The organism is Paenibacillus oryzisoli (assembly GCF_001653565.1).
GTDB lineage: Bacteria > Bacillota > Bacilli > Paenibacillales > NBRC-103111 > Paenibacillus_E > Paenibacillus_E oryzisoli.
On the sequence record NZ_LYPB01000082.1, the window covers coordinates 82,171 to 99,140 of the forward strand.

At 49.8% G+C, this 16,970-nt stretch carries 12 protein-coding genes; 6 read left to right on the forward strand and 6 right to left on the reverse strand.

The window, feature by feature from the left end:
• Nucleotides 1-48: 48 nt before the first annotated feature.
• Nucleotides 49-885: a sulfurtransferase gene (locus A8708_RS25070; RefSeq protein ID WP_068668070.1), complete on the reverse strand. Its 837-nt coding sequence runs from the start codon at nt 883-885 to the stop codon at nt 49-51.
• A 28-nt stretch (nt 886-913) separates the two neighbouring features.
• Nucleotides 914-1,387, reverse strand: a complete 474-nt coding sequence (locus tag A8708_RS25075; protein ID WP_068668072.1) for a GNAT family N-acetyltransferase — start codon at nt 1,385-1,387, stop codon at nt 914-916.
• A 346-nt stretch (nt 1,388-1,733) separates the two neighbouring features.
• On the opposite strand from A8708_RS25075, the gene A8708_RS25080 reads away from it, so the two are divergent.
• A complete protein-coding gene (locus A8708_RS25080; RefSeq protein ID WP_204787632.1) occupies nt 1,734-2,327 on the forward strand; it encodes a GNAT family N-acetyltransferase in 594 nt (197 codons plus the stop codon).
• Between the two features lie 16 nt (nt 2,328-2,343).
• Here the strand turns inward: A8708_RS25080 and A8708_RS25085 are convergent, their stop codons facing one another.
• Genes A8708_RS25085 through A8708_RS25095 form a run of 3 tightly spaced genes read right to left on the reverse strand, consistent with a single transcriptional unit; the run spans nt 2,344 to nt 4,787 of the window.
• Nucleotides 2,344-2,646, reverse strand: coding sequence for a 4a-hydroxytetrahydrobiopterin dehydratase (locus A8708_RS25085; protein ID WP_068668075.1), 303 nt, complete (start codon nt 2,644-2,646; stop codon nt 2,344-2,346).
• On the reverse strand, nt 2,643-4,454 hold the full coding sequence (recQ, locus tag A8708_RS25090; protein ID WP_068668077.1) for a DNA helicase RecQ: 1,812 nt from the start codon (nt 4,452-4,454) through the stop codon (nt 2,643-2,645). The genes A8708_RS25085 and recQ overlap by 4 nt, the downstream gene beginning before the upstream one ends.
• Before the next feature lie 39 nt (nt 4,455-4,493).
• On the reverse strand, nt 4,494-4,787 hold the full coding sequence (locus A8708_RS25095) for a hypothetical protein (protein ID WP_068668078.1): 294 nt from the start codon (nt 4,785-4,787) through the stop codon (nt 4,494-4,496).
• Between the two features lie 194 nt (nt 4,788-4,981).
• On the opposite strand from A8708_RS25095, the gene A8708_RS25100 reads away from it, so the two are divergent.
• Both A8708_RS25100 and A8708_RS25105 read left to right on the forward strand, forming a co-directional pair.
• Nucleotides 4,982-6,580: an SWIM zinc finger family protein gene (locus A8708_RS25100; RefSeq protein WP_068668080.1), complete on the forward strand. Its 1,599-nt coding sequence runs from the start codon at nt 4,982-4,984 to the stop codon at nt 6,578-6,580.
• The gene (locus A8708_RS25105) at nt 6,568-9,441 is read left to right on the forward strand and encodes a DEAD/DEAH box helicase (RefSeq protein ID WP_204787633.1); all 2,874 of its coding nucleotides are present in this window, start codon (nt 6,568-6,570) and stop codon (nt 9,439-9,441) included. The genes A8708_RS25100 and A8708_RS25105 overlap by 13 nt, the downstream gene beginning before the upstream one ends.
• 586 nt (nt 9,442-10,027) lie before the next feature.
• Here the strand turns inward: A8708_RS25105 and A8708_RS25115 are convergent.
• Complete coding sequence (locus A8708_RS25115) at nt 10,028-11,209, reverse strand: EAL domain-containing protein (protein ID WP_167355929.1); 1,182 nt, start codon at nt 11,207-11,209, stop codon at nt 10,028-10,030.
• Nucleotides 11,210-11,421: 212 nt separating this feature from the next.
• Here A8708_RS25115 and A8708_RS25120 point away from each other — a divergent pair, with 212 nt between their 5' ends.
• The 3 genes from A8708_RS25120 to pyrH all read left to right on the forward strand — a co-directional run bounded on the left by A8708_RS25120 (nt 11,422) and on the right by pyrH (nt 16,666).
• On the forward strand, nt 11,422-14,307 hold the full coding sequence (locus A8708_RS25120) for an ATP-binding protein (protein WP_068668087.1): 2,886 nt from the start codon (nt 11,422-11,424) through the stop codon (nt 14,305-14,307).
• A 130-nt stretch (nt 14,308-14,437) separates the two neighbouring features.
• Nucleotides 14,438-15,763 (forward strand): MFS transporter, encoded by a 1,326-nt coding sequence (locus A8708_RS25125; protein WP_068668089.1) that lies wholly within the window; start codon nt 14,438-14,440, stop codon nt 15,761-15,763.
• A 162-nt stretch (nt 15,764-15,925) separates the two neighbouring features.
• Nucleotides 15,926-16,666 (forward strand): UMP kinase, encoded by a 741-nt coding sequence (gene pyrH / locus A8708_RS25130; RefSeq protein ID WP_068668091.1) that lies wholly within the window; start codon nt 15,926-15,928, stop codon nt 16,664-16,666.
• Nucleotides 16,667-16,970 lie beyond the last annotated feature (304 nt).

Genomic DNA, 16,970 nt, shown 5'->3' on the forward strand with positions numbered 1-16,970 from the left:
CATGGCGATGTATTCATCATGTAATTACTGCTACATGCTCTTCAGTTCTCACTCTTCACCCGTCGCAATCGGGTTGTCTTCCCACGAGATCCAGTCGCTCCAGCTTCCGCTGTAGAGCTTCACGTTATCGAAGCCCGCTTCGCTAAGCCCCAGTACGTTCGGGCACGCTGTCACGCCCGAGCCGCAGTAGACGATGATTTCATCAGCGTCACGCAGTGCGGCAAAGTGCTGCTCCTGCTCCGCAGCTGATAACCAAGCGCCGTTCTCGCCGAGAACGCCCTTCCAGAAGAAGTTGCGCGCGCCTGGGATGTGGCCCGCCGCCGCATCAATCGGCTCTTCGAGGCCGAGGTAGCGGCGCTCCTCGCGCGAATCTACCAGCACGACGCCTGGGCGACCGAGCTTGTCCTTCACTTCATCCATGCTAGCGAGCATGGAGCGGTGCACCTTCGGTGAGAAGGTGCGCGGGAATACCGCAGGCACCTCAGCAGTGACCGGATATCCCGCGGATTTCCATGCGGAGTATCCTTGATCCAGTACGTATACCTCGGAATGGCCGAGGAATTTCAGCATCCACCACAGGCGCGATGCCATAGCTCCACCTTGATCGTCGTAAGCAACGACGGTCTTCGTACCGTCTATGCCGAGACTGCCGACGAGGATTGAGAAGGCACCAAGATCCGGAAGCGGATGACGTCCGCCATGTGCCATAAGGGCACCGGAAAGATCCTTTTCCAAATCGACATACACGGCGCCTTCAATATGATCCTGCACATACTGTTCACGGCCTGAATCAGGCTTGCCGAGCGCAAACCGACAATCTGCGATAACGATATTCGCATCCCCTAATTGTCCCAGCAACCACGACTGACTTACGATATTTTCCACGGTTTCTGCCACCTTCCCCTACCTTTAATTAATCGCCCATCCCACTTGTGGGAATCACAGAATAGGTCAGCCAATGACCACGATCTCCACCCATTTTATCGTAAAAAGCTTGCGCGCGTAAGTTCTCCGGGGCTGTTTCCCAGGTTATTTTGGCATAATCATGTCTAGCCGCATAGCCTTTGCAAGCTGCAAAAAGCTTCGCCGCCGCACCATGTCCACGCTCTGCTTCCACAACAAACAAGTCATTCATGACGGCAATCTTGGCGGCACGCAGCGTGCTGAAGGAAAAATATAGCGTCGCAAAGCCGACAAGCGCACCTTCCTCGGTCTCAGCCACAAATTGAATGCCCACTTTTTGTTCGAGCAATTCATGAATTAAAGCATTTAGCTTCTCATCCTCCGGTTGTCGGTACTGATAGAAATCGACAATGTAAGTGAGCATTAACGTTTTGAGCTGGGGGATATCGGATATGACGGCTTCGCGAACGGTCACTTGTGTCATCACGGGTGCCCTCCTTATTGGTATTTTATGATAAAATAGCGATCGAACATGTGTTATTTGCCTTGCATTTCGGAAAGTTGCGGAACGTAGTTCCCTTATTCCCCCTGAATCCACATGTTTTACAAAGTTACGGAACGTGGTTCCGCTATTTTGCCATTTTCCGAATAATTATGCGCGTTTCAAAAGAAATAGAGGAACGTAGTTCCTCAACTTCTCCCAATTACGCGTTTCCACCCAAATAGCGCCCTCTCGTTCCGTATCTTCGCGTTATCGGGTAGAATAAGGGAACGGCTAATCCCTAATAGAACAATGGCCAAAAACCATCTAAAGAAAGGTTGCCCAAGAAATGCCACAACCTATTACCTTAATTTCATCTTGGCGCGTGGTTCCACTAACAGAAACAGCTTGTCAGGAGCTGTGTGCGTGGAGCTACCCGGATCCTTATGCCGTATACAATTGGCCATCCTGGACCACGATGCTCGACAACAAGTCAGAATTCGCCGATTCACAAATCAGGGACGAGCAATATCGTGGCGTAGTGGATCACAACGGCATACTAATCGGCTTCGTTCAGTTCTTCCCGATCGTTGGCGTTACCCGCCTGGGCCTAGGACTTCGTCCTGATCTTTGCGGCAAGGGATATGGCACAAGCAGCAGCGAAGGTCGAGGAACGGTCGGCAGCAACAACGGGGACACACCTGTCAGCGCACAAGGACTCGGCACCCAATTCGTTCAGCTGCTTGTTGCCGAAGCCCAGTATCGCAACCCCGAGCAAGAAATCGACCTCGAGGTACTCGTTTGGAACGAGCGAGCTATTCGCGCCTACCAGCGTGCTGGCTTCACCATCACGGATACGTACGAGAAGTGGACGCCAACCGGAAGTGCTGACTTCCACTGCATGGTTTATACAGGTCCGCTGATTGTGATAGCGGAACACTAAGCAACAGTATTGCAACTTACTCTGCGTTCCCCTCCACGTAAGCTTGATCAAACTTCGCAGCAGTCGAGAAATCGAGCTCGGTCAAGCCTCCGGCACTCCACGAGGTCAGGCGCAGGGTTACCATTTTATAATCAATGGCGATCATGGGGTGGTGGTTCACAGCTTCTGAAATTCGGGCAACTTCGCCCACGAAAGAGATGCCTTGCATGAAGGAAGTAAATCGATACTTCCGCACGATCCACTTGCTCTCTTCAGCTTCAAGTCTCCATGTTCCCAACGCCGACAACCGATCATCCACAGTTACTCTATCTAGCTTCATTCGTAATCATAGGCAACAACGCCCATATCACTCTCACCCGCATACGTGCGAAGCAGCTCCAAGAATGGCTTCCCGTAGTTGCGATATTTCACTTCACCGACCCCTTTGATACGCAGCATCGCGGCTTCCGTCGTCGGACAGCTCTCACTCATCTCACGCAGCGTACTGTCGGCGAAAATAATATAAGGCGGCACCTTCTCGCGCGCAGCCATTTCGCGACGCAGCAGTCGCAGCTGCTCGAACAACGTATTATCCATCGCAGCGACAGCCCGGACAGGCTGCTTCCGTACCTTTTGATTAACGGTCAGCTTGCCTTGGAGCACTTCAGCAGCAGGCTGCATCAACCGAACAACCGGGTATTGACCATCGGATAATTGCAGGAATCCTTCGGAAATGAGCACATTGATCAATTCGGCGATCTCTTTTTCCGGCAAATTACTCATAATCCCGTGTGTCGGCAGACGATCGAACCGATAGTCCATGATTTTCTTCGCCTTGGAGCCCTTCAAAACAGAGGCAACCATCGAAATCCCGAAGCGCTCGTTCATGCGCCGAATGCAGGAGAAAATCTTTTGTGCCTCGACCGTAATATCGACGGTGTCCCGATCATCCTTGCAGGAACTGCAGTTCCCGCAGGTATCTTTAATATTTTGCTCATCAAAATAATGTAAAATAGCGTTCCGCAAACAGCGCGGCGAATAGCAGTAGTCGATCATGGTTTGGAGCTTCTTGTACTCGTTCGCTTTGCGCTCAGGCGACAGCTGGTTCTGCTCGATGAGGAACTTCTGCGTCATAATATCCTGCGCACTGAACAGCAGAATACACTCGCTCGGCTCACCATCACGCCCCGCACGGCCGGCTTCTTGATAGTATGCTTCCATATTTTTCGGCATATTGTAGTGAATCACGTATCGAACGTTGGATTTATCGATGCCCATCCCGAAAGCGTTCGTCGCGATCATCACGCGAATATCGTCATAGAGGAACGCCTCCTGCATGTAGGAGCGCTCATCATCGGACATGCCCGCATGATACTTGCCTGCGGCGAAGCCTTTTTTGCGCAACGTCTCGTACAAATCCTCAACATCCTTGCGCGTCGCAGCGTAAATAATGCCGGGCTGATGGGTATGTTCCTTCACGTAGTTCTGTATGTAATCCCGCTTCTTCTCTCCGCGAAGAATGGTTAACTCCAAATTGTCTCGCGAGAAGCCGTTGATGAAAATCCCTGCCTCATCCAAATCCAGCAGCCTCGCAATATCCGCTGTGACCTCTGCGGTAGCCGTTGCCGTAAACGCCGCTACGATCGGCCGGTTCGGCAGCGCCCGAATGAAAGGAGCAATCGAAACGTAACTCGGGCGGAAATCATGTCCCCACTGCGAAACGCAGTGCGCTTCGTCAATGGCTACCAGAGGCAGATTCAACGCTGCCATTCGTGCGCGAAACCGTTCCGATTCGAGACGTTCTGGTGCTATGTAGAGCAACTTATATTTGCCCTGCATGGCTCCCTGCATCCGCTGTTCCACTTCTCTAGCTTCCAACGTACTATTAATGAAGGTCGCTGGAACACCGAGTGCGCCGAGCGCATCCACCTGATCTTTCATCAAAGAAATAAGAGGGGAAATGACTAACGTCACTCCCTCCATCAGCAGGGCCGGCACTTGATAGCAGATCGATTTCCCGCCGCCTGTCGGCATAATGCCCAGCGTGTCTTTCCCTTCGAGAAGGTTCGTAATAATATTCTTCTGGCCTTCACGGAACTCCGGATACCCGTAAACCTGTTGTAGAACCTTTCTTGCGCCATCCAACATAGCTTCTTTACACCTTTCTATCAATCCGTTCTACCTGTTTCACACCAAATAAATGACGGAAACCAACTTCTCGCCATCGTGCACTTTGAGCACGTGATTACCCGCATCATGCCGAACTGAGCCTGCTCCAACCTGCATCACCGGCGTACTGCCTAGTCCATAGAATATATCGTCAGCCAGCGTACGCAGGCATTCTTCCTGTTCACTCTCGTCTAGCTCCTGCCAGTCTTCTGCACTCATCTCCAGCAGCTCATAGAAACCATTCACCATTTCGATCCCACGTACAAAATCTGTAACAATGTCCTTATACTCACGACCAAATTTAATACCCACTCGCGCAGTCTCCCTTCAAGAAGCATTTCATCTAGCTTCACTTTATCATATTCTGGATAAGAATGCAGGGTTAACCCCTTTCGGATCGGATTAAAAATATCGCCTTTGGCATAAACTGTGGAAATGGGCAATTTCGGAAAAAATCTGTTACTATGGAAGAAGGAATGCGCCGCTCGGAGGGTAGGAACGATCACATGTTGAAACTTCAAATTCCCAAAAATCGAATGAACTACCTCATCAAACAAATCCCGCTGCACTTTGACGCCATTCGTCTGGAGCAAGGCTGGGAGTATTATCATAAAGGCCGTGTGACTGAGGTTGATCTCAAAGGACTTAGCGTTCTGGCGACCGTCACAAGCAAACAAGTTCATAAGGTAGACGTCCAGTTAGAAAATTTCGCTGCGAGTACCTGCACTTGTTCTTTCGAAGGCTTCTGTCAGCATATTGGCGCTACATTTTTCAGCTTATACGCCACCTATGGTCGTCCAGAGCTTGTCCTGCAGCAGCTCAAACAGCAAATTCATACACGGAAGAAACCAGCCCGCAGCGCTGCGGCTTCCGTTATACAAGAACGTAAAGCAGCCGCACAGGCGAACGTGCCTTTGGAAGAAAGTATGCCTAGTGATTGGCACCGTTTTTTTGAAGGAAAGTTCCATGGCTTCTCTATCTCGCATCAGCATTCCATTGAAACCTTCTATGAGTCTGCTTTGGAGTCGTTGCCGCCTTATGCAGTCAATTGGCGCGATACGACGCGAGAACTCTACATGTTCCACATCGTGCTGTTCATGATGCGGAAGATCGAACAATTTTATCAAGAAACGAAGAGCTCTTATCTAAGCTATTATCATGAAAACGGGTGCAAAATTTCCGCCAAAGACTGTGAAGATAAGCTTGTCGAATTCGTTGATCGGATCGATGTCAACCGCTCTTTCCTGGCGGAGCCTAAGATATGGTTAACCACGATGAAAATGGTCGGGGAATCCGCCCTGCAAGGAAAGGACAGTCCTGTTGATTGGTTGTTCGTGTATCGTTTCATCTGGTGGAAGCTAACGGATCAACCTAGCGCTCAGAAAGAAGAAACCTCACGCCTTGACGCTCTTCTGGCCAAGAAGGAATTGCTTCCGAAGAAGAAGGATGCGTTGCTTGCGGCTAGGGCGCATTTTGACATTATGCAGGGGCATACCGAGCAAGCTTTCGAACGACTTGGGCAGCTTGTACATCCCCATGCGAAGGATTTCTTCCTCTATTTAAATAAATTTGCGAATGATGGACAGTGGGATCACATGCTAGTGTGGCTTCGTTGGCTATTCCCTGCGATAACGAATGCCAATCATGATGATTTCCGTACCTTCTGCCAATATTGGCTGGATACGACGAAGCATCTGGCGAACGATAGCGAGTGGGTACAGGTGATGGAGTCCTTACTCCCACGTTCCTATTACTATTACACTGCCTATTTGTTGCAAACAAAACGGTATCGTCAGTGGGTCGATTTGCAACTGGCGAATCGGATTTCCCCCTTGAATTTATATGGGGCGGAGCTTAAAGCGATCGAAGAACATGACTCCGCGCTGCTCCTTCCGCTCTATCATCAAGCAGCCGAACGGGCTGTTCTGGAGAAAAACAGGGCTTCTTATAAGACGGCTGTCCGCCTGCTTAAGAAGCTGAATGGCATCTATAAACACATCGGCCAGGATGACCGCTGGGAGCACTATATTTACCGCTTAGCGGATAAGTTCTCGCGTTTGCGTGCTTTCCAAGAAGAGCTCAAGAAAGGAAAATGGATTCGATGATCGAAACCAGCGCGCTGACCGTTCACGTTAGTTCCTTACCTAACGGGTCCTTATTTCTATGGGGTTCCCGTGAAAACGGCGGTATTTGGGACGCTCTTGATTTAAAACATATGTTATTCGCCTGGCATCGCGCCTCCTTCTTCGGCACCTTCATGGAACCGAGTGAGTGGCAAAATCGGGAGGGCATCGAGCTGCAGCCATTGGAAGCGCTCGATTATTTCAGCGAACCGCAGCCTGTTCAGCACTTGCAATTGAAGTGGCATGCTTCTTGCGCTGACGTGATTGCCCTAGCTCCCGCTATTCGCGAGTCGCTGGCGACAGGCCGTTTCATGCCGGACTACGAGAAATGGAAGTCCGGCGAAATCGGTTGGAAGCTGCAGCTGCCAGAAGAGCTGCAACTGCTTGAAACGCCAGCGATATCCCGCTGGATTCATGCCCTGATCCCGGAATGGGTCGATGCCGACGGGGTCATGAAAGACAATTTACGCAAGCTGGAAGCTGCGTATCCGTTAATGCGCCGCGGCGATGTCAGCGGCGAGGTGTGGCTGGACGAGGAGGACTGGCTCGTCAGCATTGGTTGGCGCCAGGATCGGACGCCGATGCGGACGTGCCTGCAGCTCGTCGAGCCGGACCTCGCGCATGGCGCGGGCTGGCAGCTGCGCGTGCTGCTGCAGGACCGGCTGGCGCCGGAGGTGCTGCGCACCGTGACGACCGTCGGCGAGCCGGTCGCCGGGGAGCAGCCACTGCCGGAGGCTTGGCTGCCCGAGATTGGCCGCGTCGAACGCGACGCGGCCAAGTGGGTGCGCATCCTGCCGTGGCTGGATGCGGGCGAGGGCGTCCTCCGTCAGACGTTGACGGAGGAGGAGGCTTGGCGCTTCCTTGCAGAGGGAAGCGTCCGGCTGGTTGAGGCAGGAACGAGCGTGTTCCTGCCGGCGTGGTGGGAGCGCATCCGCAAGATGCGGCCGAAGCTGCGCGCGAAGATCAAGTCTTCCGTCGGTTCTGGACGGGAGACGATGTTCGGGCTGACCCAGCTGATGCAGTTCGACTGGAAGCTGGCTGTTGGGGATTTGGAGCTGACGGAAGAGGAATTCCGTCAGCTGCTGGAGGAGAAGCGCAAGCTGATCCAGATTCGCGGCAACTGGATTCAGCTCGACCCGCGGTTCATGGCACAGGTCGAGCAGATTATGAAGCAAGTGCACAAGAAGCAGGGGCTTTCGTTCCGCGATGTGTTGGAACTGCATTTTGCTGGTGATGCAGGGGGCTTACTACCTGCTGAGGATGATCCGGATGCTGCGCGTTACCTCGACATGGAGGTGGAGCTGAACGAACAGCTGCGTCATATGATCGAACAGCTAACGCAGACCTCCGCGATCCCGGCGATGGAGCCGCCTCCAAGCTTTCATGGCTCTCTTCGCCACTACCAAGTGGACGGTATCTCTTGGTTGTTGTTCTTGCGAAGATTTGGACTGGGCGGCTGCTTAGCCGATGACATGGGTCTCGGAAAAACGATCCAATGGATCACTTACTTGCTCACGGTCAAAGAGACCGAGCAGCCCGATACACCTTCGTTGCTCGTATGTCCGACCTCCGTGCTGGGCAACTGGCAGATGGAGCTGAAACGATTTGCGCCTTCCTTGCGCGTCCATCTTCACTATGGGCCGCAGCGGTTAAAAGGGTCTGCCTTTAGCGAGAAAATCGTTGGCAACTACGACTTGGTCCTGACATCTTACACGCTTTCCCATCTAGATGAGAGTGAGCTTGGCGCAATTGCTTGGAACTCGATCTGTTTGGACGAAGCTCAAAATATCAAGAACGCTTATACGAAACAGGCGACGGCGATTCGCCGTTTGAATGGATTTCATCGCATTGCTCTAACAGGAACGCCGATTGAGAATCGGTTGACTGAGCTGTGGTCGATCTTCGACTTCGCGAATCCGGGTTATCTCGGCACCGTGCGCGAGTTCACGACCCGCTACGTGAATGCCATCGAGAAGACGCGCGACGAGGCCACGATTGGCAAAGTTCAAAAGCTGATCCGCCCATTCCTGTTAAGGCGCGAGAAGAAAGATCCCGCTATCCAGCTGGATCTGCCGGAGAAGAACGAGTCCAAAACGTTCATCTCGCTCACAGCAGAGCAAGGCTCGTTGTACGAGAACTACATCCAGGATATGTTCGATCGCCTGGATAAGCTTTCTGCGATGGAGCGGCGTGGCCTCATCCTCGCTGCATTGACGAAGCTCAAGCAGGTGTGTAACCACCCTGCTTTGCTGCTCAAGGAAGGGCTTGGCGCCCCATGGAGCGGACGCTCCAACAAGCTAGAGCGCTTGCTCGAAATGGTGCAGGAGCTGCGCCAAGAGGGCGACAAATGCTTGATTTTCACGCAATTTGTCGAGACCGGCAACCTGCTGCAGCATGTGCTGCAGGGGGAGCTGGGCGAAAAAGTGCTGTTCCTGCACGGCGGAACAGCCAAGAACGGGCGCGATGAAATGATCGCGCACTTCCAAGATGCGACCTTGCCGCCCCTAGAGCAGCGCAATGTGTTCATTCTTTCGCTGAAGGCCGGCGGCATCGGTCTCAACCTGACGGCGGCGAATCATGTTTTCCACTACGATCGCTGGTGGAATCCCGCCGTCGAGAATCAGGCGACGGACCGCGCCTTCCGGATCGGCCAGACGCGTCACGTGCAGGTGCACAAGTTCGTGACGCTGGGCACGCTGGAGGAGCGCATAGACGAGATGATCGAGCGCAAGCTTGGCCTCAGCCAGCAGATCGTCGGCTCTGGCGAGAACTGGATCACCGAGCTGTCGACTGACGAGCTCCGCGATTTGTTCTCGCTCCGCCGCGAATGGGTGGAGGCGTAAAACGGGGTTCCGGGGTTCCGGGGTTCTTCAACTACCACACACAAAAGAGGTTATCCCAAGCTTCACCTGGGATAACCTCTTTTGTGCTCCATGTGCATCCACCATTCTATCTCTTTCCATCTCTGTTCTATCTCTATCTCTATCTCTATCTCTATCCCAATCCCGATCTCCGCTCCAGTTCCCAAGCAACCTAGTACACGACACCTTATCTACTCTACTGCCCCATCCTCCCACTACGGCGCACCTTTCACCATTTACCTCCTCCCCTTCCACACTACCTCATTCACCAACAAGCTAATCCATAGAGTTAACTGTATAAACTCCAGCTATTTTCATTCCAATCTGCTCTATAAATCAATTAGCTGTAAAACCTACATCTAATCTGCTCAATTCTGGTGAATTAGGGCTAATTGCCCGAAATTAACTGGAGGTTTTCCATTTAAACGTTTCATTCCAATATAAATGCTCGGATTAGATGTACTTTTTCCATCTATTCGTGAATGCGAAGGAGTGTTGGTGAATATTTCGGGTCCGCTGAATGGAGAAGCCTGCGAGAAGGCTTTATGCACCATTCCTCCACTCCCACTCAGATCGACAAATCCAAAAACAAATAATACCCCTCACCCATCGCACAGGAGTAAGTCTGGATTTGACGCGAGGTATCCAAGTCGGTATAGGCTTGGGAGAGAATGCCTTGTTTTTGAAGATTCATCATCAGAATGTTGGAGATGAAATAGGGCCGCCACGTCCAGTTTGCCTGACGGTAGCTCTCGTCTTTGCTCCACCCCACTTCAGAACGTGTGTAGTTAGAGGAAATCTGGTAGCCGTCCCCCTGGCAGATGTACATGCGGATACAGTTGTCCGTAACGTTACCGATGGATTGCTCAATTACCGCATCAGCTTCCTCGGCATTGGAAATATGAACCGAGGCGTTGATTAACGCATCCAGCCTTTGGTGCACACTCAGCAAGCGATGGTAGCGCTGAAACTCATCTTCACCGAACGATTTGATTTCCTCTTCCAGCATGGCTTTGTACGCATCTGGTTGCTGCAGGTTTGGCTCTGCCTTTGAAAATAAGAAACCTTGCACATATCTCGCTCCCACCTGCAAGGCGCTGCGCAGTTCCTGCTTGGTCTCGACACCCTCAACGAGCAGGGAAGCCCCAATTTGCGCTGCAACAATAGAGAAAGACTGCATAACTGCCCTGTAGCCATCGTGAACGATACTTTTCTTCAAAATATTCAGGTCTACCTTCAAGATCTTCGGCTGCAAGCTTGCAATTCGATCGAAATTACTAAAACCGCTCCCGACATCATCTATGGCGATTGTGCATCCGAATTCACGATATAATTCAACAATCCACGTCAACTCTTGGAGCTTGCCCGTAAATTCTTCTTCGGTGATCTCAATGACGATTCTCGAAGGATTAATCTGATATTTTTTTAACAATTCAATTGTTGGCAATACACCCGTCCGCTTGTAGGTTCTATAGATCCAAGAGGGCTTAAGGTTGATAAATAGCTCACTCTCGTCCGATGCAGCGGCGATTCGTTCAATAGCCTGCTCTCTTAAATGACGATCAATCATGAGATGCATGTCTTCAGAAATATTAGGATCTTGGAAAAAGGGTCCTAAGCTCTCCACACCATGCTCGCGAACCCATCTACCTAGTGTTTCATACCCCACAATTCGTTGATTCTGCAAAGAGATAATAGGTTGGAAATAGGGACGTACTTCATGACGCGGCGGAATCCTGCTGTTTTTCACCTGCACAGTGCGCCTCCCTCTTAGAAATTTATTCATGTCATAGGAATTAACATACCAATTCGTTATTGACTCATATTTTAAACGACATCGCCATTTTCTGCAAACTATTATGTAAGAAAACATAACATCGTCATTTTTTAGAGGATTTTGTTGATGTTTGTCGAATTGCTCCCTGATATATTAATCTATGAGAAGTTAGGTGACCGATTGAAATGAAAACTTTCACGAGATCGCGGATCTCCATGTTATATGTCATTTTAATAGTACTTTTATTAGCCTTCGTCAGTGTGTCCAACTACTTGGCCTCTCGAAATATGGAGAGAGAGAACAATGCGATCGTGAATCAGGCTCTTCCGATTCTAACGACGGCCAATAGTCTATTAACCAGCATAATTAATCAGGAGACAGGTCTCCGGGGTTACCTATTAGGTGGAAGCGAACAATTTCTTGAACCTTACACAACAGGAAGAGCGCAGGTCGCCAGTAGTTTAAATATGCTTTCAACCTACGACAAGAAATTTCCGACTCTACAAATTATTATCGATACCCAAGCTATACCTGCCATTACCAATTTGCAAAAGTACTATGATACAACCTTGGACTTATACCGTACAGGTAAAATTGAAGAAGCGAAAGCCCGTGTCACTGGTGGCAAAACGTTGATGGATCGCTATCGTGTCGTTCATACGAGTATTGAAAACAATATCGAACAGATTACCTCTACCTCCTATGAAGCTTCTCAACAAGCAGGTAAAACCTCCCGTTTAATCACAATTGTCGGTTTCCTGATCGCGCTTGTGGCCGGAGCTATGTCCATCTTCATCTCCTTACGATCCTACGAAGCAGAGAAGGAACTGCGCAAGAGCGAAGAAAATTACCGTTATATGGCCGAAAGTCTGGAATCCCAGAACGAGGAAATTATTGCCCAACAAGAGGAACAGCAAGTTACACTGGCTAAGCTATCTGAGCGCGAACGGGATTTGGAACTCATTTCCTCGTACCAAGAGAAGCTCACTGGCTATGTGAAATTAACAGATTTCTTGAAACATACGCTGCCAGCCTTATTAAATTCGCTCGCGCAGGATGCCGCCTTGGTTGTCCTCGAGGATCTCACAGAGCACGGAGTTAGTTCCTACAATGTTATTCATTCCATCGGATATCCCAAAGGACACATTCAAGCTTCTCGCAGGGAGCTCTTCGGCCCAGCCAGACGCGTGTTCGAAGAGGGGGTCTCGATCACACATACCCGTGATGTAACGGGCAGTGAGCAAGGTGTCCATAATGGCATGACACGTGCCATCGATCATTACATTCCACTAACGGATGACAAGCAAGGTGTCATTGGTTTTCTATTACTGACGAGTTACCAATGTTCGAGCTTCCAAGAAGATAATCAGCGTCTGACCAAAGGTTTAGTTCGTCAATTCGGACTTGCCTTCTATGCACAGGTTGTGAATGATGAGAAATTGCAGCAGGCAGAACGCCTAGCCTTGCTGAACGATCAACTCACGGCAGAGAAACTGCTCTTAGAAGGTCAACATGATCTTATTCAAAATATTCTTGAATCCGCCCACGAGGGCATGATGATGTGCGATTCCGAGGGCAAGATCCTCTTTTCCAATCATCGTATGAATCAGTATTTCGGGTTGAATGATCGAATTGGCGAGAACCTTGTTAGTTGCAGCTCGGAGATTGTAGCTGAATCACCTAGTTTCCATGGGGTAGCCTCTTCCATCGAAGCCTTGATTGATCGCTCCCTGTCCCATTTGACACAGCGCTTCAGCTTCCAACAGGACGAGCAACTCCAACATGCAGAGCTCTACGCCACCGTTGTTAGCGAAGGTACGGAGCAGCAAGGTTATCTCTTCGTTTTCCGTGACCGTACAGAAGAAGAGCGCGTCGATGAAATGAAGAATGAATTTATCTCCATCGTTTCACATGAGCTGCGGACTCCACTAGCCAGTGTACTCGGCTTCGTGGAGATTCTACTGCACCGCGACCTGCCGCAAGAGAAGCAGAAACGTTACATGGAAACCATTTATAACGAAGCGCAGCGACTGTCGAATTTAATCAATGACTTCTTGGATCTCCAGCGGATGGAGTCCGGTCGTCAATCGTATAATTTCGCACCGATTCATCTGCAGGCACTTGTCACCGAAATCGCAGACCAATGGCAAGACAAGCAGTTGCATCAAATCGTCGTTCACCAGACAGAGCCTGAACTTTGGGTACGAGCAGATATGGATCGTATTCGTCAAGTCTTTGATAACCTCATTAGCAATGCTATTAAATACTCGCCGGGTGCCGATCATATCGACATTCACCTATTTGCACATGAAGATAAAGTATCCATTGCCATTCAAGATTACGGACTGGGCATCCCACCTGAAGCGAATGAGCATATGTTCTCGAAATTCTTCCGTGTCGATAACTCCGACCGCCGCCAGATTGGCGGGACTGGCCTGGGACTAGCCATTGTAAAAGAAATCGTCGAAGGCCATGGCGGCCACATCTCTTATACATCCGAAATGGGACAAGGTACCACGTTCCGTATTGAATTCGATCTCTTTGAGATTTCCGGATTAGACGGGAAAATCGTTATTTTTGAAGACGACGATAACCTCGCTAAATTAATTCAAGTCGCCTTGCATAAACTGAGTCTGCCCTCTATCCAACTGCGTTCCGCCGAAGAAGGTATGATTGCACTACGTCGGTGTGAGGGCGAAGGCCCCATTCTGTTTATCGTAGACATTCATCTGGAGGGCGAGAAGACAGGTTGGGATTTCATCGCAGACCTATATAAACATCCCGTGCATGCCCAAACGCCGGTTATTGTTTCAACAGCACTCGACCCGCCTCATGATTATCATGAGAAGCAGATTGAGAAATATCTGAAGAAGCCGTTCACGATGGAGCGACTCGTACAGGTAGCGAAACGCTTGCTCGACAATAAGAGCAGCCTAGCCTACGTTTTTCCTGTTCAAGACAAAGAGGCACTCTCCACTACCTTAGAACGCAACGGCATTAATGTGCTCAAAATGGAAGAGAATCAGGACATGATTGAAGTTGATATCATAAAGCCCCCATCGGACAAATAAACGCAAAAAATCTCTCCTGCCTACTAAGATGGGGGAGATTTTATTTTTATTGTGAAGAGGAGGGATTTCCCTCCAGAACCGCCAATATAATAGAGAAATAGAGGTAAGTGAAGAGAAAGGGTGTGCCCTTATGGCAAAACTTGAATCCGCTACCAACCCCGCACGTGGACGAAGTGTTTGGGCGTTATTTTTTTCCCTGCCAATTTTTGCATGGGCGATGTATGATTTTGCTAATACCATCTTTTCATCCAATATCGTAACTGTGTTCTATCCGTTTTACTTAAAAGAAACCTTAGGCAGCACGGAGGAAATGAATCAGATCGCAAGTACGTTCATCACGTACTCTAATGCGCTATCCAGCTTCTTCTTAGTGCTTCTATCTCCCTTATTCGGTGTATGGATTGATCGTACAGGTAAAAAGAAAGCCTATCTCGTCCCCTTCACACTGATCGCGATTCTCGCAACATTTCTGATGGGAGCATCCGCTCTGTGGGAGACTGACCAAGAGTGGCTGGGGCTTAACACATCGATTATCGGTGTCATTTTATTTTTCATGATCGCCAAATTCTTCTATAACTCCAGCTTAGTTTTCTATGATTCCATGATCTCTGACCTGGGCAATGAACGCGAGATTCCTCTGATCTCCGGATTCGGCGTAGCCGTCGGTTATGTAGGTACGCTTGTCGGTCTTATTGCTTTCCTGTTCGTTCATGATAATCACTTCGAAAGTACATTCATTCCAAGTGCGGTCATGTTCCTCCTCTTCTCACTGCCAATCATGTTCTTGTACAAAGAGAAACGGCAGAAGCCAGTCGCTAGCAACAAGTCCCTGCTCAGCGGTTATCGCGAGATCTGGACGACGTTCAAAGAGGCAAGGAAGTACCAAGCAGCCTTCACGTTCATGATCGCCTATTTCTTCTTCAATGATGCCATCGCTACTGCGATTGCGGTTATGGCCATTTATGCGAATACTGTCATGGGCTTCTCGACAGGGCAGTTCATTCTACTTTATCTAGTATCCACGGTGTCCAGCGTGATCGGCTCCTTCCTCTTCGGTTATGTGACACGCAGCATTGGGCCTAAGAGGGCAGTAGCCATTGTAGCTTTGATCCTGATTGTAGCCATCTCCCTCGCTTCCTTAGCGACAAGTCAAAGCATCTTCTGGGTAGCAGGCAGCTTGTATGGCGTCTCCATGGGTGCAATGTGGGTGACCTCTCGTACGTTAATCGTGCAGCTAACGCCGGAAGAAAAGCGCGGTCAATTTTTCGGCCTATTCGCCTTCTCGGGGAAGGTGTCCTCCATTGTCGGACCACTCTTATATGGAACCATCACATGGGCAATGGCCTCCACTGGCAACTTAGCGAGCCGCGTCGCTCTGGGCTCCTTGTTAGTCCTTGTGATCATAGGACTTATCGTTCACATGCGCGTTCCGCAAAAATTGCATAATCCCGCTTAATTCATGTACAATTACTTCTAACATGACGAAGCAGACACAACAACACTAAAGCATTTGAGGCTTTAGTGTTTTTTTTGCAAGCATCCGTTGGCTGCCGCACAACACTTCCTAGTCAGACATAATGAATCGTACAGGCGTTCTCATCAGAGAGGGGATATGGTAATGACTTTACGGTACAAGCGCGTCCTCATTAAACTTAGCGGCGGTGCTGTCGCAGGTGACAGTTCCTTCGGATTTGACCCTACACAACTGGATCATATCGCCAATGAAATTATGACTGTCGTGAATTTAGGCGTTGAAGTGTGTCTCGTGATTGGTGGAGGTAATATTTTCCGTGGCAATATGGGTGAAAGCTGGGGCATCGAGAAAGCAGAGGCTGACAATATTGGCACACTCGCGACGGTCATCAATAGCCTAATGCTGCGCGGGGTGTTGAAAGCGAAGACCGAAGCCGAAGTGCGTGTTATGACAGCGATTCCAATTGCATCTGTGGCGGAGCCCTTTATCCGTTTACGTGCCATTCATCACTTGGAAAAAGGGTACATCGTCATTTTCGCTGGCGGAAACGGACAGCCTTTCGTTACGACAGACTATCCGTCTGTACAACGAGCAATCGAAGTCAATTGCGACGCCATTCTCGTGGCCAAACAAGGCGTGGACGGTGTCTTCGACAGGGATCCGAAGCACCACCAGGAGGCGCTCCAGTACAAATCCCTCCATTACAACGATGTGATTCAGCACAACTTAAAGGTGATGGATCAATCGGCTTTTATTCTAGCACGGGACTACCATGTCCCGATTCATGTGTTCAATTTTGATAAGCCAGGCTCAATGAAAGACATCTGCGTAGGACTGAATACAGGTACAATTATTAGCTCGGCATCTGAGCTCATTTATCACTAATAGATTTGACAGCGTCACGGTGGCATACCAACGCCGAATATTGCGCCACGGTAACTTTACATCGTTAACAACGGTACCACCTCGACATACTATTGACGATTAACACACCAGCTTTACATCGTCCAACACTAGCATCACAACAACATACCAGTGTCGATTAACGCAACACACCAACTCCGCATCGCCGAACATTGCGCCACCGCAACTTTAACTGTATAAACTACAGGCCTGTTGATTAACCAAAAAAAGGTAGCCAAAAAGGCCGCTCATTCGGTATGGTATTTGTACCCCTACAAACACCCGA